The sequence below is a fragment of the Blastococcus mobilis genome (assembly GCF_900188025.1).
GTDB lineage: Bacteria > Actinomycetota > Actinomycetes > Mycobacteriales > Geodermatophilaceae > Blastococcus_B > Blastococcus_B mobilis.
The window spans coordinates 15,733-34,358 of record NZ_FZNO01000018.1; the positions used below are offsets into that span (position 1 = coordinate 15,733).

16 protein-coding genes and 1 tRNA gene are annotated in these 18,626 nt (G+C 73.1%); 7 read left to right on the plus strand and 10 right to left on the minus strand.

Annotated features, from left to right (window positions below; genetic code table 11):
• Window positions 1-19: 19 nt before the first annotated feature.
• The 3 genes from CHB94_RS15775 to CHB94_RS15785 all read right to left on the minus strand — a co-directional run bounded on the left by CHB94_RS15775 (window position 20) and on the right by CHB94_RS15785 (window position 3,495).
• Complete coding sequence (locus CHB94_RS15775) at window positions 20-988, minus strand: beta-ketoacyl-ACP synthase III (RefSeq protein WP_089337524.1); 969 nt, start codon at window positions 986-988, stop codon at window positions 20-22.
• Window positions 985-2,187: an acyltransferase domain-containing protein gene (locus CHB94_RS15780; protein WP_089337525.1), complete on the minus strand. Its 1,203-nt coding sequence runs from the start codon at window positions 2,185-2,187 to the stop codon at window positions 985-987. Before CHB94_RS15780 ends, CHB94_RS15775 begins: the two co-directional genes overlap by 4 nt.
• Window positions 2,188-2,325: 138 nt before the next feature.
• Window positions 2,326-3,495, minus strand: a complete 1,170-nt coding sequence (locus CHB94_RS15785) for a PucR family transcriptional regulator (RefSeq protein WP_254920690.1) — start codon at window positions 3,493-3,495, stop codon at window positions 2,326-2,328.
• Window positions 3,496-3,551: 56 nt separating this feature from the next.
• On the opposite strand from CHB94_RS15785, the gene CHB94_RS15790 reads away from it, so the two are divergent.
• From CHB94_RS15790 to CHB94_RS15800, 3 genes are all read left to right on the plus strand, one after another.
• The gene (locus CHB94_RS15790; RefSeq protein ID WP_254920691.1) at window positions 3,552-4,247 is read left to right on the plus strand and encodes a phosphatase PAP2 family protein; all 696 of its coding nucleotides are present in this window, start codon (window positions 3,552-3,554) and stop codon (window positions 4,245-4,247) included.
• Window positions 4,244-4,795, plus strand: coding sequence for a pirin family protein (locus CHB94_RS15795; RefSeq protein ID WP_089337527.1), 552 nt, complete (start codon window positions 4,244-4,246; stop codon window positions 4,793-4,795). Before CHB94_RS15790 ends, CHB94_RS15795 begins: the two co-directional genes overlap by 4 nt.
• Before the next feature lie 137 nt (window positions 4,796-4,932).
• A complete protein-coding gene (locus CHB94_RS15800) occupies window positions 4,933-6,138 on the plus strand; it encodes a M20 metallopeptidase family protein (RefSeq protein WP_089337528.1) in 1,206 nt (401 codons plus the stop codon).
• A 38-nt stretch (window positions 6,139-6,176) separates the two neighbouring features.
• Here CHB94_RS15800 and aceE read toward each other — a convergent pair whose 3' ends face one another.
• A complete protein-coding gene (gene aceE, locus CHB94_RS15805) occupies window positions 6,177-8,981 on the minus strand; it encodes a pyruvate dehydrogenase (acetyl-transferring), homodimeric type (protein WP_089337529.1) in 2,805 nt (934 codons plus the stop codon).
• Between the two features lie 447 nt (window positions 8,982-9,428).
• Between aceE and CHB94_RS15810 the strand changes: the two genes are divergently transcribed.
• The 3 genes from CHB94_RS15810 (at window position 9,429) to CHB94_RS15820 (ending at window position 10,561) form a co-directional block, all read left to right on the plus strand.
• Window positions 9,429-9,848 (plus strand): DUF3052 domain-containing protein, encoded by a 420-nt coding sequence (locus CHB94_RS15810; RefSeq protein ID WP_089337530.1) that lies wholly within the window; start codon window positions 9,429-9,431, stop codon window positions 9,846-9,848.
• Window positions 9,849-9,937: 89 nt separating this feature from the next.
• Window positions 9,938-10,405 (plus strand): peroxiredoxin, encoded by a 468-nt coding sequence (locus tag CHB94_RS15815; RefSeq protein WP_089337531.1) that lies wholly within the window; start codon window positions 9,938-9,940, stop codon window positions 10,403-10,405.
• Window positions 10,406-10,489: 84 nt separating this feature from the next.
• Window positions 10,490-10,561: transfer RNA gene (locus CHB94_RS15820), tRNA-Val, on the plus strand.
• 50 nt (window positions 10,562-10,611) lie between these two features.
• On the opposite strand, the gene CHB94_RS15825 is transcribed toward CHB94_RS15820, so the two are convergent.
• Window positions 10,612-10,800: a hypothetical protein gene (locus CHB94_RS15825; protein ID WP_141137520.1), complete on the minus strand. Its 189-nt coding sequence runs from the start codon at window positions 10,798-10,800 to the stop codon at window positions 10,612-10,614.
• 98 nt (window positions 10,801-10,898) lie between these two features.
• Window positions 10,899-11,711, minus strand: coding sequence for an esterase/lipase family protein (locus CHB94_RS15830; protein ID WP_089337533.1), 813 nt, complete (start codon window positions 11,709-11,711; stop codon window positions 10,899-10,901).
• Window positions 11,712-11,943: 232 nt separating this feature from the next.
• On the opposite strand from CHB94_RS15830, the gene CHB94_RS15835 reads away from it, so the two are divergent.
• A complete protein-coding gene (locus CHB94_RS15835) occupies window positions 11,944-12,858 on the plus strand; it encodes an alpha/beta fold hydrolase (RefSeq protein ID WP_254920692.1) in 915 nt (304 codons plus the stop codon).
• 6 nt (window positions 12,859-12,864) lie between these two features.
• Here the strand turns inward: CHB94_RS15835 and CHB94_RS15840 are convergent, their stop codons facing one another.
• The 4 genes from CHB94_RS15840 to CHB94_RS15855 all read right to left on the minus strand — a co-directional run bounded on the left by CHB94_RS15840 (window position 12,865) and on the right by CHB94_RS15855 (window position 18,565).
• Window positions 12,865-13,938: an NAD-dependent epimerase/dehydratase family protein gene (locus CHB94_RS15840; RefSeq protein ID WP_254920693.1), complete on the minus strand. Its 1,074-nt coding sequence runs from the start codon at window positions 13,936-13,938 to the stop codon at window positions 12,865-12,867.
• Window positions 13,935-15,407, minus strand: a complete 1,473-nt coding sequence (locus CHB94_RS15845; RefSeq protein WP_254920703.1) for a WS/DGAT/MGAT family O-acyltransferase — start codon at window positions 15,405-15,407, stop codon at window positions 13,935-13,937. Before CHB94_RS15845 ends, CHB94_RS15840 begins: the two co-directional genes overlap by 4 nt.
• Before the next feature lie 156 nt (window positions 15,408-15,563).
• Window positions 15,564-16,538 (minus strand): alpha/beta fold hydrolase, encoded by a 975-nt coding sequence (locus CHB94_RS15850; RefSeq protein ID WP_089337535.1) that lies wholly within the window; start codon window positions 16,536-16,538, stop codon window positions 15,564-15,566.
• Window positions 16,539-16,600: 62 nt separating this feature from the next.
• On the minus strand, window positions 16,601-18,565 hold the full coding sequence (locus CHB94_RS15855) for an FUSC family protein (RefSeq protein ID WP_089337536.1): 1,965 nt from the start codon (window positions 18,563-18,565) through the stop codon (window positions 16,601-16,603).
• Window positions 18,566-18,626 lie beyond the last annotated feature (61 nt).

The following is an 18,626-nucleotide window of genomic DNA, read 5'->3' on the forward strand; positions in this document are numbered from 1 at the left end:
GGATCTGGGGTGGGCCGGCTCACGGCAGGACGACGACCTGGCCGGCGAAGGTGAGGCCGGCGCCGTAGCCGAGCAGCAGGGCGACGTCGCCGCTTCTGGCCTCGCCGCTCTCCAGCAGCGCCGACAGCGCCAGGGGCACCGACGCCGAGGAGGTGTTGCCCGACCGGACGATGTCGCGGGCGATGACCGTGCGCTCTGGCAGCTTCAGGCGCTTGGCCATGAGCTCGATGATGCGGAGGTTGGCCTGGTGCGGCGCGAACACGTCGATGTCGTCTGGGCCGACGCCGGCCCGCCGCATGGCCTCCACGAGGGTGTCGGTGAGCTTGGTCGTGGCCCAGCGGTACACCGCCTGGCCGGCCATGCTCATGCCCGTCTCGTTCTCGGGGATGGCGATGGCCTCGTGCAGGTCGCCGTCGCTGCCCCACACCACCGGGCCGACCGCGGGCTCGTCGGAGGGGCCCACGACCGCCGCGCCCGCGCCGTCGGCGAAGATCACCGCCGTCGCCCGGTCGTCGAGGTTCGTGTAGTCGGTGAGCCGTTCACCGCCGATGACCAGGGCGTTGCGCGCCGAGCCGCTGCGGATCGCGTCGGCGGCCGCGCTCAGCGCGTAGCACCAGCCGGCGCAGCCGGCGTTGACGTCGAAGGCCCCCGGGCGCGGCACGCCGAGCTGGTGGGCGACGCGTGGCGCGAGACCGGGGATTGCCTTCGGCGGGCTCGTGGTCGCCAGCAGCACCAGGTCGATCTCGCCGGCGTCGAGGCCGCTGGCAGCCAGGGCCTTGCCGCCGGCCGCGACGGACATCTCCACGAGGGTCTCGTCCGGCTCGGCCCACCGGCGCTCGGCGATCCCGACCCGCGACTGGATCCACTCGTCGTTGGTCTCCATCCGCTGGGCGAGCTCGTCGTTGGTGACCCGACGGCGGGGCCGGTAGCTCCCGAAGCCGAGGATCCGGGCGCCGGGCGCGCCCGTCGGCAGCTGCAGGCGGGTCATTCCGACACCTCCGGGTAGAGACGGGCGATCGGGTCCCCGGCATCCACGAGGTCGCCGTCGTGTACGAGCCACTCGGCCAGTACCCCGTCGTAGCCGGCGGAGACATTGACCTCCTCGCGGCGGCTGCGGATGGAGCCCAGCGGCGTGCCGGCGGGCAGGCGGCTGCCCTCGGCCACCTCGGCCGGCTGCACCGTGCCGCGGACCGGGGAGACGACGACGCGCCAGTCGGGGAGGTGCTGGGCCTCGGCGCGACCGCGTTCGGCGTCGATGAGCTCGCGCGCCCGGTCGAGGTCGCCGGGGGTGGTCAGCGCCAGGACCTCGATCCCGGCACCCTTCCACTCGCGCTTGGCCAGCCCGGCGAGCGCGCCGGCCGGCGGCAGCTCGAGAACGGCTGTGACGCCGAGCTCGCGCATGGTGGCCAGGCAGGCGTCGAAGCGCACCGGGCTGGTGACCTGGCTGACCAGCCGGGCGAGCGTCTCGGCGCCGGTCGAGACGCCGTGGCCATCGGCGTTGGAGAGCAGGAGGCGGCTGGGGTCGGCCGGCGCCAGCCCACCGATCAGGCCCTCGAGCTCGGCGCGGGCCGAGGCCATGTACTCGGTGTGGAAGGCCCCGGCGACCGAGAGCGGCATGATCCGGGCCTTGGCCGGCGGGTCCGCCTTGAGCGCCTCCAGCCCCTCCAGTGCGCCGGCCGCCACGATCTGCCCGGCGCCGTTCATGTTCGCCGGGGTCAGGCCGTGCTTGTCGATGGCGGCCAGCACCTCGTCGGGGTCGCCACCGAGGACGGCGGACATGCCGGTCGGCGTCTGCGCGCACGCCGCAGCCATCGCCCGCCCCCGGACGGCGGTCAGCGCGATCGCCGCCTCGACCGACAACACCCCGGCCAGGGCCGCGGCGGTCAGCTCGCCGACGCTGTGCCCGGCGATGACGACGTCGCGACCGGCGTGCGGCGTGTGGCTCACCGGACCGGGGAGCCCGCCGAGCTCGCGGGCCACGAACAGGCTCATCGCGACGACGAGGGGCTGGGTGACCGCGGTGTCCTTGATCGCCTCGGCGTCGCCGCTCGTGCCGAGCGTCAGGAGGTCGGCATCGGCGATGGCACCGGCCCAGCGGAAGAACGACTCCGCGCCGGGGAGGTCGAGCCAGTCGGTGAGCATTCCGGGTTTCTGGGCACCCTGTCCGGGGGCGAGGACGGCCAGCACCCCTTCACCGTGCCAGTGATCAACGAGGCGCGTGGCTTACTTCGGCACGAAAGCACACGGGTGATCTTTGTGGGAACCCTCCAAAAAGCCCGTGCCGTAACGGCCCATTGGCGCGCTCCACTGGTGGACATCACCCCATCAGTGCCAGAGGGAGCGGTCCCGATCCAGCTCGGCGAGGGCCAGTGCCACCTGCAGCGTCCAGCTCCCCCGTGCGTCGGTCACCGAGATGCCGGTCAGGTCGGCGGCGCGTTTGAGCCGGTACCGGACGGTGTTCGGATGCACGAAGATCGCGCGGGCGCTCGCCTCGAGGTTGCCGCCGCTGTTCAGCACCGCGCGGACGGTCTCGAGCACCTCACCGCCCGCCGCGTGCAGCGGAGCGGCGACACGTTCGTTCAGTGCGGCCCGGGCCAGTGGGTCACCGTCGAGCGCCCGCTCGGCCAGCAGCGCGTCGGCTGCCACGGGCCGCGGAGCCTCCGGCCAGGCGCGCGCCGCCCGCAGCCCGGCGAGCGCCGCTGCCGCGGACTCGCCGGCGCGCCCAAGCCCGTCCACCACCGGGCCGGTCACCACCGGGCCGTCCCCGAACTCGTCGCTGACCCGCTCCGCGACCTCGTCGAGGCGCTCCATCCGCCCGAGCACCACGACCAGTTGCTCGGCGTGGACGCCGACGAGGACCTCGCTTCCCAGAGACCGGGCCGCGCGGCGGACGTCGGCATGGGGATCGTCCACGCCCCTGGGGGTCGCCCCGACCAGGACGACGACCGGCGTGCTCGTGGCCCAGCCGAGGGCTGCGGCGCGCCCCGAGAGCTCCGCCGACCGCTCGCCGCGGACCAGTGCGTCGACGACCAGGGCCTCCAGCCGGGCGTCCCAGGCGCCCCGGTTCTCGGCGAAGCTGGCGTAGACGTGGGCGGTGGCGAAGGCGACCTCGCGGCTGAACTGCAGCACGGCCAGGTGCAGGGCGTCCTCGTCGCCCGGCTCGGCGACCGACGCGACGTGGTCCTCCAGGACGTCGACGGTCACCTGGATCAGGTCCACGGTCTGCTTCAGCGCGACCACGCGGACGAGCTCGCGCGGCGCGGCACCGAACACCTCGCCGGTGAGGCGGGGCGGGCGCCCCGGGTTGCGGCACCACTCCACGAGCGAGGCGATCCCGGCCTGAGCCACCAGCGTCACCCAGGACCGGCGGTCGGCCGGCATGGCGCGGAACCAGGGCAGCTCGTCGTCCATCCGGGCGACGGCGCGGGTCGCGAGCGCGCCCGAGGAACGCTCCAGCCGCCGGATCGTCGCTTCGGTCGGCGGGCGGTTGCTCACCCGGCTCCTCACGTCGCCAGCGTGTCACGCCCGACGCCGTCGGGGAGAGTGGGGCGGTGAAGCTTCCTCCGGACGGTGACGCGGCCGTGGCCCGGACGCGCGCCGCTCCCGCGACCCGCGCGGCCGTCGTCGCCACCGCCACCTGCCTGGTCGTGCTGGCGCTGCTGGGGGCCGGGATCAGCGCCGGGTTCGGGCCGCAGCTGCGGCTGGATGCCGCCGTCAGCGAGGCGCTCTATGCCGGGGACAGCCGGGTCGGAGCCCTGGACGGGCTGCTCGAGGTGCTGACGGCGCCGGGGCTGTCCTGGGTGCGCTTCCTGGTCTTCCTCCCGGTGCTCGTCTCGCTGGCGCGGCGTCGCATGTGGTGGACGGCGGGCTGGGTGCTCACCGCCGTCGTCCTCGTGGCACCGCTGACGACCGCCCTGAAGGAGTACTTCGGGCGGATCCGGCCGCCCTTCGGCGAGGGCGGCGCCCGGTACGAGTCGCTGAGCTTCCCCAGCGGCCACTCGTCGGGGATCGCGACCCTGGTGGCCGTCGCGCTCGTGCTCGCGTGGCCGCTCCTGAGCGCCCGTGCCCGGCGCTGGGCGCTCGCGGTCGGGATCGCGCTGGTCGTGCTCGTCGGCCTGACCCGGCTCTGGCTCGGCGTCCACTACCTGTCCGACGTCGTCGGTGGCTGGTCGCTCGGGCTGGCGTGGACCCTGGGCACGGCGCTCCTCTTCGGCGCCCTGCCCGGCGGCCGGGCGGCACTCCGGTGAGCGGGCTCGACCAGCGGATCGTCCTCGCGCCGGAGGACGGCTCGCTCGGACCACTGCTGCGCATCGCCGACGACCGGCTGGGCCCGCACTCGGGGTACGGCCGGCACGGGCACCGCGCCGTCGACGTCGTCGCCGTCGTCCTGGCCGGCTCGCTGCGGCACCGGTGGGGGGTCGGCGCGGAGCTGACGGCCGGGGACGTCGCGGTCCTGCGAGCCGGCGCGGGTCTGGAGCACGACGAGGTCGCCGGGGACGACGGCGCGCGGGTGCTGCAGTGCTACCTGCGCAGCGCCGCCCCGGCTGCGGAGCCGGAGCACCAGGTGCACCGTGCCGCGGCGGGCTGGCTGGACCTGGGCCGGGCGGACGCCCGGTTGTGGCTGGCGCGGGTGGCCCCCGGTGAGTCGGTTCCCGTACCGGCCGGGCTGCTCGTCGTCCGCGGCGTGGACGGCGTGCTCGTCGAGCAGCAGCCCGGCCGTCGGGTGCAGGGCCCGGGCGCGGTCCTGGTCTGGCAGCTCGACACCGCCGTACCGGAGTGGGCCAGGGGCTGGTGAAGGACGCCCTGCCCCCGCAGTGAAGGACCCCCGTCGTCCTCACCGCTCGCGACCTCGCGGCGAGCCTCTGGACGGGGCCACGGGACGGGGCCGTGGGCGACGCTGCGGGGCGCCGGGCGTGTGTGAGAGTGGCGCGCATGCCGACCAGTGCCGCGGGCCTGCTCTCCGCCGCCTACAACGACGCCGACCGGACCATCGACCTGCGTCGTCGGTTGCACCGCGAGCCGGAGATCGGCCTGCACCTGCCGCGCACGCAGGAGATGGTGCTGGAGGCGTTCGCCGACCTCCCCGTCGAGATCACCACCGGGACGAGGACGAGCTCGGTCGTCGCCGTCCTGCGGGGCGCGCGGCCGGGGCCGACCTACCTGCTGCGCGGCGACATGGACGCCCTGCCGGTGCACGAGGACACCGGGCTGCCGTTCGCCTCGCAGCACCCCGGTGCCATGCATGCCTGCGGCCACGACACCCACGTGGCGATGCTGCTGGGGGCCGCCCGGCTGCTGGCCGAGCGCCGCGACGAGCTGACCGGCCAGGTGGTCTTCATGGTGCAGCCGGGGGAGGAGGGCTTCCACGGCGCGCGCTACATGCTGGAGGAAGGGCTGCTGGACGTCGTGCCGGGGGCACCGGTCAGCGGAGCGTTCGCCCTGCACATCTCCTCGACGCTGGAGAGCGGGAGCGTCAACGTCCGCCCGGGCCCGATGATGGCGGCCGCCGACCAGTGGCGGATGGTCGTCCGCGGCCGGGGTGGGCACGCCTCCGAGCCGCATGCCGCGGCCGACCCCATCCCGGTGGCCGCGGAGATCGTGCTGGCCCTGCAGTCGATGGTGACCCGGCGGGTCGACGTCTTCGACCCGGCGGTGGTCACGGTGGCGCACATCGAGGCCGGCTCCACCAACAACGTCATCCCCGACACGGCGTTCCTCGAGGGAACCATCCGCACGCTGTCGGCGGACCGGCGCGCGGACGTCGTGGCGGCCGTCCGGAGGGTGGCGACCCACATCGGTGCGGCCCACGGGCTGGAGGTCGAGTTCGAGCACGAGGAGGGCTACCCGGTGACGGTCAACGCCCCCGATGCCGCCGCCGCGGTGCTCGAGGCCGCCACCGAGCTGCTGGGCACGGGGGCCGGCCAGCTGGCGCCGGCGCCGCTCATGGGTGCCGAGGACTTCTCCTACGTGCTGCAGCGGGTCCCCGGGGCCATGGCCTGGCTCGGTGCGTGCCCGCCCGGGATGGAACCGGCGACCGCGCCCCCGAACCACTCCAACCTCGTCGTCTTCGACGAGGAGCCGCTGCCGGCCGGGGTGGCGCTCTACGCCCGGATGGCACTGGACGCCCTACGCGACTGAAGGTCAGCGCGTAGGGCGTCCAGCTACGGGGCCCTCTTTCAGGTGGCGGGGCTGGGGTCCGAGCGCTCGTCCACCGGCGCGGCCTGCACGTCCCGGACCTGGTACTTCTCCACCGCCTCGCGAACCCGGGCCCGGTCCACGTGGCCCTCGTCGGCCAGTGACGCGAGCGTCCGGACGACGATCGACTCGGCGTCGACGTGGAAGTGGCGCCGCAGCGCCGGGCGGGTGTCGGAGAGCCCGAACCCGTCGGTGCCGAGGCTCGACAGCCCGCCGGGGACGTACGGCGCGATCAGGTCGGGGACGGCGCGCATCCAGTCCGACACCGCCACCACCGGACCGGTCGTCTCCTGCAGCCGGGAGGTGACGTAGGGGACCTGCGGCTCGTCCTCCGGGTGCAGGAGGTTGTGCTCGACGACCTCGTCGGCCTGCCGTCGCAGCTCGGTCCAGGACGTCACCGACCACACGTCGGCCGAGACGCCCCAGTCCTGCGCCAGCAGCTCCTGGGCCCGCAGTGCCCACGGCACCGCGACCCCGGACGCCAGCACCTGCGCCTTGGGTCCCTCCACCTGGGGGCCCTCGGCGTACCGGTACATGCCGGCCAGCACGCCCTGGAGGTCCAGGTTCTCCGGCTCGGCCGGCTGGTTGAACGGCTCGTTGTAGACCGTCAGGTAGTACATGACGTCGGGGGAGCGGTGCCCGCCCAGCGGGGCGCCCGGGTCGTCGCCGTACATGCGCAGCAGCGCGTCCCTGGTGATGTGCGCGACCTCGAAGGAGAACGCCGGGTCGTAGGACACCACCGCCGGGTTGGTGTGCGCGAGCAGCAGCGAGTGACCGTCCTCGTGCTGCAGGCCCTCGCCGTTGAGCGTGGTCCGACCGGCCGTGGCGCCCAGGAGGAAGCCGCGCGTCATCTGGTCCGCAGCCGCCCAGAACGAGTCACCGGTCCGCTGGAACCCGAACATCGAGTAGAAGATGTAGATCGGGATCATCGGCTCGCCGTGGGTGGCGTAGGACGTGCCTACCGCGGTGAAGGAGGCCGCGGAGCCGGCCTCGTTGATCCCCTCGTGCAGGATCACGCCCTGCTCGGACTCCTTGTAGGCCAGCATCAGCTCGCGGTCCACGGACGTGTAGCGCTGGCCGTGCGGCGAGTAGATCTTGTGGGACGAGAACAGGGAGTCCAGCCCGAACGTGCGGGCCTCGTCGGGGATGATCGGCACGAAGCGCGGGCCGAGCTCGGGGTCCTTGAGCAGCTCCTTGAGCAGGCGGACGAACGCCATCGTCGTCGCCACGTCCTGCTTGCCCGAGCCTCGGCGCAGGACCTCGAGCGCCTTGTCCTCCGGGGCCTTGAGCGGCTTGTGCTCCGACCGCCGCCGCGGCACGGCCCCACCCAGCTGCTGCCGGCGCTCGAGCATGTACTGCATCTCGTCGGACTTCGGGTCCGGCCGGTAGTAGGGCGGCAGGGTCTTGTCCAGCGCCGAGTCGGGGATGTCCAGGTACAGCCGGTCGCGGAAGAGCTTGAGGTCCTCGGCGGTCAGCTTCTTCATCTGGTGGGTGGAGTTGCGCCCCTCGAAGTGGCTGCCGAGCGTCCAGCCCTTGATCGTCTTGGCGAGGATGACCGTCGGCTGGCCCTTGTGCTGCTGGGCCGCCTTGAACGCCGAGTAGACCTTGCGGTAGTCGTGCCCACCGCGGGACAGCCCCCAGATCTCCTTGTCGCTCATCGACTCGACGAGCTTGCGGGTGCGCGGGTCACGGCCGAAGAAGTGCTCGCGGACGTAGGCGCCGTCCTCGGCCTTGTAGGTCTGGTAGTCACCGTCGGGCGTCTGGTTCATCAGGTTGACCAGCGCGCCGTCGCGGTCGGCGGCCAGCAGCGCGTCCCACTCCCGCCCCCAGATCACCTTGATGACGTTCCAGCCGGCGCCGCGGAAGAACGACTCGAGCTCCTGGATGACCTTGCCGTTGCCCCGGACCGGGCCGTCGAGCCGCTGCAGGTTGCAGTTCACGACGAACGTGAGGTTGTCCAGCTCCTCGCGGGCGGCCAGGCCGATCGCGCCGAGCGACTCCGGCTCGTCCATCTCGCCGTCACCCAGGAAGGCCCACACGTGCTGGTCGGAGGTGTCCTTGAAACCGCGGGCGTGCAGGTAGCGGTTGAACCGCGCCTGGTAGACCGCGTTCAGCGGGCCCAGACCCATCGAGACCGTCGGGAACTCCCAGAAGTCCGGCATGAGCCGCGGGTGCGGGTAGGAGGAGAGACCACCGCCGGGGTGGCTGACCTCCTGGCGGAACCCGTCGAGCTGCTCCTCGGTGAGCCGGCCCTCCAGGAAGGCGCGGGCGTAGATGCCGGGGGAGGCGTGCCCCTGGAACCAGATCTGGTCGCCACCGCCGGGGTGGTCCTTGCCGCGGAAGAAGTGGTTGAAGCCCACCTCGTAGAGCGAGGCCGAGCTGGCGTAGGAGGAGATGTGGCCGCCGACGGCGATCCCGGGCCGTTGTGCGCGGTGCACCATGATCGCGGCATTCCAGCGGATGTAGGCGCGGATCCGGCGCTCGACGTGCTCGTCGCCGGGGAACCACGGCTCCCGCTCCGGCGGGATGGTGTTGATGTAGTCGGTACTGCGCAGCGCGGGGACGCCGACCTGCTGCTCCCGGCTGCGCTCGAGCAGCCGCAGCATCAGATAGCGGGCGCGCTCCCGCCCCGCGTGATCGACGACCGCGTCCAGGGAGTCCATCCACTCCTGCGTCTCGTCGGGATCGATGTCGGGAAGCTGGCTCGGCAGCCCGTCGGTGATGACCGCGCGGGGGGCGCCTGATTCGCGGGCGGGGTCGCCGTCCGTCTGCTGCGGTGCGCTCATGTCTCCATCGTCTCCCGCCGGTCGTGGATCGTCACGCCTACCCACCGGTTCTGCGTCGAGTTGCGTGTGTCCCAGGATCGTCCCCCACAGGAGTCGCCGCCGCGTGAGGCTTGCGCCTGCCATTCCATGCCCTACGCTTCCGCCTGCGTGGCTCGCCGTGACGAGCCCGTACCGCATGCCCGCCGATGTCGGCCGGGCGGCGGGACGTCGGATAGACCGAGAGGGGTGACATGACCAGGCTGCGGGGGAGTCTCCCGCCGGTCGTGTCCGTCGTATGCTCCCTGTCCCCCGACGCCGCCTGCGGGGCCTTGCTCCGTGGAGCGCCCACCTTTCCGGATCGCGCGGACCGGTGACTGTGACGCGTCCGCGCGCGTTCGGCGCCCCGACAGGGCACCATCCACCCCACGACCGGTCAGTAGCAGGCCACTCCATGGAGGATCAGCAGGGATGAGCGTCGACAGCACCGGCATGGCGGCCCGGTTGGGCATCAAGCCGGGCATGGTCGTGCAGGAGCTCGGGTGGGACGAGGACGCCGACGAGGACCTGCGCGACGCCGTCATCGACCTCTCCGGCAGCGAGATGGTCGACGAGGACACCGACGAGGTGGCCGACGTCGTCCTGCTCTGGTGGCGTGAGGACGACGGCGATCTCGTCGACGCCCTCGTCGACGCCATCGCCTCACTGGCCGACGACGGTGTGGTGTGGCTCCTGGTCCCCAAGTCCGGCCGCCCCGGCCACGTGGAGCCGGGAGACGTCACCGAGGCCGCGCCGACCGCCGGGCTCGCGCAGACCAGCAGCATCTCCGCAGCCAAGGACTGGTCGGGCATCCGCCTGGTGACCCCGAAGGCCGCCCGTTCCCGTCGCTGAAGAAGGACGCCCTCACCCCGCACCGCTCGCGAGCTCGCGGCGGGCCCCTGCGGGGGCCCGTCCGAACGTATGGGGCAGCATGGGGCGCCATGAGCCTCTCCGTCGGCGATCGCGCCCCCGAGTTCAGCCTCCCCGACCAGGACAAGCAGGTCGTCTCCCTGGCCGACCTGCGGGGCACCCCCGTCCTCGTGGTCTTCTATCCGTTCGCGTTCTCCGGGATCTGCACCGGTGAGCTGTGCCAGCTCCGCGACGAGCTGACCACCTACACCGACGCCGGGGTGAAGGTGCTCGCCATCAGCACCGACCCCGTCTTCAGCCTCAAGGCCTACAAGGAGAAGGAAGGGTTCGAGTTCCCGCTGCTCAGCGACTTCTGGCCACACGGCGCCACGGCCCAGGCCTACGGCGTCTTCAACGAGAAGGCCGGCATGGCGCTGCGCGGCACCTTCCTCGTCGACGCCGAGGGGACGATCGCCTTCGCCGAGGTCAACGCGCCCGGTGACGCCCGCGAGCAGTCGGGCTGGAAGGACGCCGTGGCGCAGCTGGGCGAAGCCGCCTGAGGAAGGACCCCTCCTGGGTCCCTCGCACGCTCGGGGACGCCCTGGAGGGGGCCGCCCGCCCGGGGCACCTACCCTGGGCGCGCGGGGCGCGTAGCTCAGCGGTAGAGCTCTCGCCTTACAAGCGAGCGGTCGCAGGTTCGAACCCTGTCGCGCCCACCCCGTTCCCTCGTCTGCAGTCGCACCGAGACCCGACCGGCAACGACTGCCTACTCGCGGACGACCCACACCTCGGCCGGCCCCAGAGGGGTGTCCTGCGTCTGCACGGGCTCGAAGCGTTGGTAGACGCCGAACCATCGAGGACCGTCGTAGACGAGGACGGAGGACGCGAGCTGGTCGGCCGGCACCTCGTCGACGTCACCGTGCCGGGGCCCGCCCCAGTGCGAGATCAGCGGCATGCGGACCACCGTAGCCGCGTTCTCTGACTCGAGATCATCGTGGCCCCCTCACGGCACCGCCCCGAGCGTGCGAGGGGAGGGGAGGAGGGGGTCCTCCGTCAGGCGGCGGTGCCGTGCGCGGCGGCCGGATCGCCGGCCTTCGGCCGGGCCGGCCTCGGGAACGCCGGGCGCAGGAACAGCGGCGCCTTGAACGGCGTCCAGGTGCCCTCGCGCTGGGCCAGCCGGTCGGCCACGGCCCAGATCGAGGCGGGGTGGTGACCCAGGCCCAGGTGGCTGGCCATGACCGCGATGTTCTCGCAGCGCTCGCCCGGTGTGTTCAGGCACGTCTGCCAGTGCACGATGCCGTCGTAGTGCGAGTAGATCGACGTCGTGGGCACGGCGAGCGGGGTGGTCTCCGACTCCAGGGGCAGCGTGCGGTGCTCCACGTGCAGGTGTGAGTAGCGGTCGAACACCTTCGCCGCCCGGCTCTGGCTGTGCCGCGTCAGACGGAACGGGCTGCCGAGGGTGACGACCTGGCGTACCGACTCCGGGTCCCGGCGGGCGAGGTCGCGGGCGAAGATGCCGCCGAGGCTCCAGCCGATCAGGGAGACGGGCCGCTGGTGCTTGTCCCTCAGGTGGTGCAGGAGGTCACGGGTGCCCTTCACGCAGCCTGCGGTGGGGCCGATGTTGCGGCCCAGGCCCCAGCCATGGGCGTCGTAGCCCAGCTTGCGCAGCACGGCGCGGAGCACCCGGGTGGAGATGTCGTCGGCCAGCAGACCCGGGAGCACCAGGACGGGGTGGCCGTCACCGCGGGGGAGGCGGGACATCAGGGGGCGCGCGGCGAGGTAGAGGCCGTAGTCGCCTACTGCCCGACCCGGTTCGGTCAGATACAGGGGGAGCGCGGGCCCGTCGTCCTGCTGCCGTGCTGCCACTTCGTCCTCCTGCGTCGACCGCCGTTGGTACCGACCTGTACCAAGATGAGGCCTGCGTCATACTCCGTCGACCCCACTCGCCCGGCACATGTTGCCGAAATGCGTCCTGCGTCATATCAGTCGTTCACGTTCCGCCGATAAGGGCGTCGCCACGTGACCCCCGCGAGGAGCAGGGATGTCGCGCGTGTCACCGTACGAACGACTGGACCTGCGCAGGCGGAAGGACCGACGGGTGACCGAGCGGAGCGAGATGTACGGGGAGAGCTGCACTGTCGATCTCGGCGGTCCGGTCCACTACGTCGATTTCGGCGGCCCGACGGGCGCGCCGACGGTGGTCCTGGTGCACGGGCTGGGCGGCTCGCACCTGAACTGGGACCTGTTCGCGCCCCTGCTCCGCTCGCGCGCCCGCGTGCTGGCTCTCGACCTGCCCGGCTTCGGCCGGAGCGAGCCGGGCGACCGCCGCACCACCGTGCAGGACAACGTCAAGGTTCTCGACCGGTTCCTCACCGAGGTCGCCGGCGCCCCCGCCGTGCTGGTGGGCAACTCCATGGGCGGGATGATCTCGATCCTGCAGACCGCCGCTGCGCCGTGGACGGTCAACGGGCTGGTCCTCCTCGACGCAGCCGTCCCCGGGCCCCGCCGGGCGCTGGACCCGCTGGTCGCCGTGACCTTCGCCGTCTACGCGCTTCCCATGCTGGGGGAGCGGTTCCTGGCGCTGCGCCGCAAGCGGTCGACCCCGCTGCGTCAGGTCCGCGACATGCTCCGGCTCTGCGGCGTGGACCCCGACGCCCTGCCCGCGCACACGATCGACCGGTCGGTCGCGCTCATCGAGCAGCGCCAGGACGTCCCGGCGATGGACAAGGCGTTCCTGTCCGCGGCTCGATCGCTGCTGCGCCTGCTGGTCGACCCGCGCGGCTACCGGACGGCGATGGCCTCGATCCGCGTGCCCGTGCTCATGGTGCAGGGCGCCAAGGACCGCCTGGTCCCCGTGGCCGCTGCCCGGGACATCGCCCGCCGGCATCCGCACTGGCGCTACCTGGAGCTGCCCGGCGTCGGCCACGTGCCGCAGCTGCAGGTGCCCGAGAAGGTGGCGACAGAGGTCCTCGCCTGGCTCGACGCGACCGCGGCGGCCCGGACCGCCGGCTGAACCGCGTCAGGGCCGGTCGCGCAAGGTGTCCCGCAGGGCTTCCAGGCCGCTGTAGCGAGGCCGCCAGCCGAGCTGCTCGCGGGCCTTGGTGGTGTCCATGATCACCGGTCGGCTGGCCGCCTCCACCCACTGCGCCACGGGCGGCAGGAACGGCAGCCGGGAGAACGCCCGTGCCGCGGCCTGGGCCGGTGCCGCGGGCAGCGGGATGGGCACGGCGCCGAACTCCCGCGCCACGTCGGGAGCGGTCAGGACGCCGTCGCCGGCGATGTTGTAGGCGCCCGGGGGCCCCGCCGCCACGATGCACTGCACGAGCGCGCGCCCGACGTCCTCCTCGTGGACGAACTGCATCGGGAGGGAGGGCACGAGCATCAGGAGCGGGACGGGAAGCCGGCGGGGCCGGCTGAACAGTGCCCGGCCCAGTGGCGCGAGCGGTCCGGGGAGGACGTCCTTCCCGCCGACGGCGTTGGGCCCCAGGACGACCGGCGGGCGGAGCAGGAACAGTGCCAGGTCCGGATGCTTCCGGGCCTCCTCGCCCAGCAGCTCCTCCAGTTCGGCCTTCTCCTGGGCGTAGAACAGCCGCGCGGCGGGCCGCGTCGGCCACTGCTCGTCGATCGTCTCCGGGTTGTCGGGGTGGAAGCCGTAGGCCGCGACCGACGAGGCGTAGACGAAGCGGCGGGCACCTGCGTCAGCCGCCGCGCGGAAGACGTTGAGGGTGCCGTCGACGTTGATCGACCGGGTCGTCTCCCGGGAGGCGTTGCCGGTGATGAGGAACGCCAGGTGCACGACCACGTCGGCGCCGTCGAACGCTGCCCGCAGCGCGTCGGGGTCGCGGACGTCGCCCTGCCGGTACTCCATCTTCGTCCAACCCCGCTCGGCCGGATCGAAGGGGCGGCGGGCGATCCCGATGATCCGCCCGATGCGGTCGTCGTCCTGGAGGAGCGGGATCAGCCCGGACCCGAAGGTGCCCGTCGGCCCGGTGACCGCAACGGTGAGGTTCCGCTCGGCGGACCCGGACGGCTCGTCCAGGCCGCGTGGACCCTCGCCGAGCGCCCCTGCCCCGCGTCGTTGCCGCGGGCTCACCGGGCGGCCGCCGTGGTCGTCTTCTTCGCCGTCCGGGATCCCGGCTCGCTCTCCGGCTCGGCCTTCCGCGCGGCCTCGGGCGCGGCATCCTTCGTGGCCACGGCCAGCAGCTCCTCGATGCCGCGCCGGATGCCACCGGAGAGGACGTCGACGTCCGGGTAGCCGTCGAAGTCGGCGTTGATCCCGAACGTCATCGTGTTCAGGTAGGAGAAGATCCCGATCGAGCACCGCGTGCCGCCGGCGATGGGGACGTAGGCCGTCGCGCTGCACATGCGCTTCCCCAGCACGTAGAGCGGGACCCGCGGGCCCGGCACGTTGGTGGTCACCGCCTGGCACCACATCTGCCCGGCCTGGAGGGTGGCGCGGACGCCGAGGGACAGCAGCGTCGGAGCGACGAAATCGCCCATGGAGATGATCGACCGGGCGTCGACCGCCTGCAGGGCCCGCTTGTGCTCGTCCATCTGCCCGCGGACGGCGGTCAGACGCGCGACCGGGTCCGCCTGCCCGACGGGCAGGTCGACGAAGACGGCAGAGATCTGGTTGTTCAACGAGCCGCGCTCGTCGGCCCGCCGGACCGAGACCGGCACCAACGTGCGCACGACCAGCCGGTCCGAGGACAGCTCGCCGCGGCGCTCGAGCAGGTCACGGAACCCCGTGCTGATCGCGGTGAGCACGACGTCGTTGACCGTGCCGCCGAGAGCTCTCCGGACCGCCTTGAACTCCTCGAACTTGCCCTCCGTCCACGCCCAGCGACGGTGCGGGCCGATCGGGCCGTTGAGTGATCGCGCGGTGGGGGTGACGGCCTGCCGGGCCAGCGACGGGACCGTCTGAGCGAGGGTCCTGCTGGACTGCGCCACGCCCTTGGCCGCCCGCACCGCACCGCCGACGTTGGGCATCGACATCAGTTGCTGGAGCGGGTGGGTCATGTTCTCGGTGAGGGCGCCGGCCACCAGCGACAGGTCGGAGGGATTGCGCCGCGGCGTCCAGTCCTGCGGTTCGTCGTGCGTGGCGTCGGGGGTGAGGTCGAACATCAGCTGCATCAGGTCGGTCCCGGCGATGCCGTCGACCATGCAGTGGTGCACCTTCGAGATGATGGCCCAGCGGTTGTCGGCCAAGCCCTCGACCAGCCACAGCTCCCACAGCGGCTTGGCCATGTCCAGACGCTGGCCGAGCACGCGGCCGGCCAGGTTGCGCAGCTGCTCGTCGCTGCCCGGGCTGGGGACGGCGGTGTGCCGCACGTGGTACAGGATCTGGAAGTGCGGGTCGTCCACCCACATGGGGCGGCCCAGCTGCATCGGCACGGGGCGGACCCGCTGCCGGTACCGCGGCACGAGGGGCAGCTTGCTCAGCAGCAGTCGCACGAGGTCGCCGTAGGTGGGAGCGGGTCCCTCGAAGCCGGCGACCGACCCCACGTGCATGGGGGTGTTCTCGCTCTCCGCGTAGAAGAAGCCCGCATCAAGGGCGCTCATCCGGTCCACGTTCTGCTCCTCGCTGCCCTGCTCGCGCTGCTCGGACCAGGGCCGTCACGCGGCGCGGGTGGCCGCTGAACTCGGGCGTGTCGTCGGGTAACCGCTACAAGACCTCTGTGGTGGTCGCCACACTCCGATGCCCCGCGGGAGGGCGGGTCAACCGGCTTTCCGGAGTCCGGCCTCCACGCGGTCCATCAGGGCGTTCAACGCGTCGTCGACGATGTGGGTACGGGTCAGGTTCACGCTGTGCCCGGCACCCGGGACGACGACCAGCTCGGCGCCCTCGCCGATCGTCTCGGCGATCCGGCGCCCGTGCGCGGCAGGGGTGAGCCGATCGTGCGTGGCCGCGACGACGGTCACCGGCACGCGCCGCAGCACCTCGAGGGACGCGGTCTCGTCGTGGTCGAGGAAGGTCGCGTAGAAGGCCATGGTGACGGTGAGTGGTGTCTCCTCCAGCAGATCCTGCACGAGCCGCACGTAGTGCGGATGGGCGTCGTCGCGACCGAACAGCAGGCGCCGGGTGACGTGGCGGCCGATCGCCGTCCCGCGCGGGCGGAAGCGTTCCAGGACCGGCGCGATCAGCTGCAGGAAGCGCAGGTAGAGCGGCAGCAGACCGAGCCGGCGCACCAGCTTGAGGGCGAACCCGAGGACGCCCGTCTCCACCAGGCCGCCGGCGGAGGTCGCGAGCAGGAAGACCCCCACCACGCGGGTGCCGAAGAGGTCGGGGCGCTGGCGGGCGAGGGCCATGATGCTCATGCCGCCCATCGAGTGCCCGGCGAGCACCACCGGCCCGGCCGGGGCGGTGGCGTCGAGCACCTGCCCCAGGTCGCGACCGGTGCGGTCGATGGTCGCCCTGGTCAGCGGGGTCCAGCCCGACCGGCCGTGCCCCCGCTGATCCCAGAACACCAGCCGGGCGCGGTGCCGCAGGGCCCGGCGCTGCAGCTCCCACTCGGCCAGCCGTGCGGTGAAACCGTGGGAGAAGACGACGGTCACCGGGGCGTCCGGTCTGCCGTCCACCTCGACGTGCAGCGGGACGCCGTCGTCGGTGGTGACGGTCCGGGAGCCCGGCGGGGGAGGGTCGGACAGCGCGGGGAGGGACAGGGGCGGCGGATCGATCCACACCCCGCTCATCCCAGGGCGGCGTCCACGCCGCCGCAACCTCGGGGACGCCGCAACCTCGGGACGCCGCACCGTCAGGGACCGTCGCGACGGCCCGGTGCGTTCTCGCGGATCAGCCGCCGGGCGGCGTCCACCTCGCGGGCCACGGGAGCGAGCACGCCGTCGGCGTGGATCTCGGCGTCGTCGGTGATGCCGTGGGCCCGGGCGTCCTCCTCGAGGCGACGGATCGCCCGCCGCAGCACCGCGACCTGCGCGAGGTCCGGGGCCGGCTCGCCCCCGCGCTGGGCGATGACCGCCTCCGTGACGGCGTCCGATGTGCGCTCGAGCTGCACGATGACCGGCCACCAGGCGGCCGCCCAGGTGCTGATCGGTGGCGGTTCGGCGAGCCGGCGCTGGAGCTGCGTCTGCAGCTCGGTCAGTGCCCGGTAGTTGTGCCGGCGAGCGCGACGGCGCTCGATGGGGGTGCCCGTGAACGCCGCCTCGACGAAGGCGTCGAGGGCCAGCGCGGCGTCCCGCAGCGCCTCGTCCAGGGGCGCCCGCCAGGTCTGGGGCCACAGCAGGTAGCCGAAGACCAGGACGATCGCGCAGCCGATGAGCGTGTCGATGAGCCGGGCGCCGACCACGCCCGGGCCGCTGGGCAGGGCGACGTCCAGCAGCAGGATGATGACCGGCGTCTGGAACACCGAGAACAGCCCGAAGTTGGCGTTGCGGGCCCAGGGGAGCGGGGCCGCGGCGACGGCCATGGCGAGGAGCACCCACGGGCCCCGGGGGAGGACCGCCAGCAGCGCGGAGCCCAGCAGCACGCCGAGCAGCGTGCCGGCGCCGCGCTGGACGGCGCGGGTGAAGACCGAGCCGAAGTCCGGCTTGAGGATGATCGCCACGGTGAGCAGCACCCAGTAGGGCCGCTGGATCGGCAGGTACTGCCGCGCGATCTCGGCGATGGTCATGCACAGCGCCAGGCGGACGGCGAACGCGCGGCTGTCGGGGCTGGCCAGCGTGCGGTCGGCGAGCTCGCGCAGCCGCGTGCGGAGGGCGACCTCCGGATGTGGGGCCGCGGCCCCGGCTCGTTCCTCGGGGTCGCCGACGACGTTCCAGACCAACCGGACCCCGTGGCGGACCGCCCGGTGGACGGGCGGGGCGTCGTCCAGCGGCGGTGGTCGTTCGTCGGTCAACTCCTCGTCGTCCCGGAGCGCGGTGGCCAGCGCACGCACCGCGGCGACGTCGGCGGGGTCGGCCGGCACTCCCGCCCGGGCCGCGGCCACGGCGCCCTCGACGAGGGGGGCCGCCGCGTTGAGCACCCCCGCGAGCTCGGACAGCTCCTTGATCCGGCCTGCGGAGTGGCTGCGACTGCGGATGACCCGGTCGTAGGCGGCGTTGAGAGCCGTGGTCAGGGCACGCCGGCTCTCCTCGGACTCCGGGGTGCCGCTGGCGGTGAGGAGGTCGGCGATGGCGGTGAAGACGGCGGCCACGGACGAGCGATCGGGATCGAGCGCCTCGGTCCGGGCCTGGATCAGCGTCGTCAGGGTCGCCCAGGCGGCGCCGCAGCAGAAGAAGGCCACTTCCACGGGCAGCGACAGCGGCGTGACGAGCCCGGAGGACAGGGCGGCGTAGATCAGCAGCTGCAGCGAGCCGAGGGACATGGCCGCGTTCACGGAGCTGATGAGGGCCGCGACGGCCGAGAGCGCGGCGATCAGGAGGACGGGGCCCCAACCGCCGCCGGTGGCGTACTGGCCGACGATCAACCCAACGGCGCCGAAGCCGATCGAGGCGGCGATCCGACGCAGCCGGTCACGCAGCGGCCCGGACTGGGGGGCGAGGCTGGCGGCGAGCGCGCCGGTGGTCGCGAAGACGCCGGCGCCCAGGGCGGCACCGGGCCGGACCCCGCCCTCGACGGCGACGGCGACGGCCAGCGGCGCGGGGACGGTGACCGCGAACCGGACGACGTCACGCCAGGGGACCGGGGGCGGCGAGGTGCGGACCAGTTCCTCCAGCCAGGCGGGCGCCCGGAACACGCGTTCGCGGAACCCGCGGTCGGTCACGCCGGAAGCTTGTCACCGACCCCTCCGCCGGCGAGGGAGCAGGCAGGTGTCGCTGACCTAC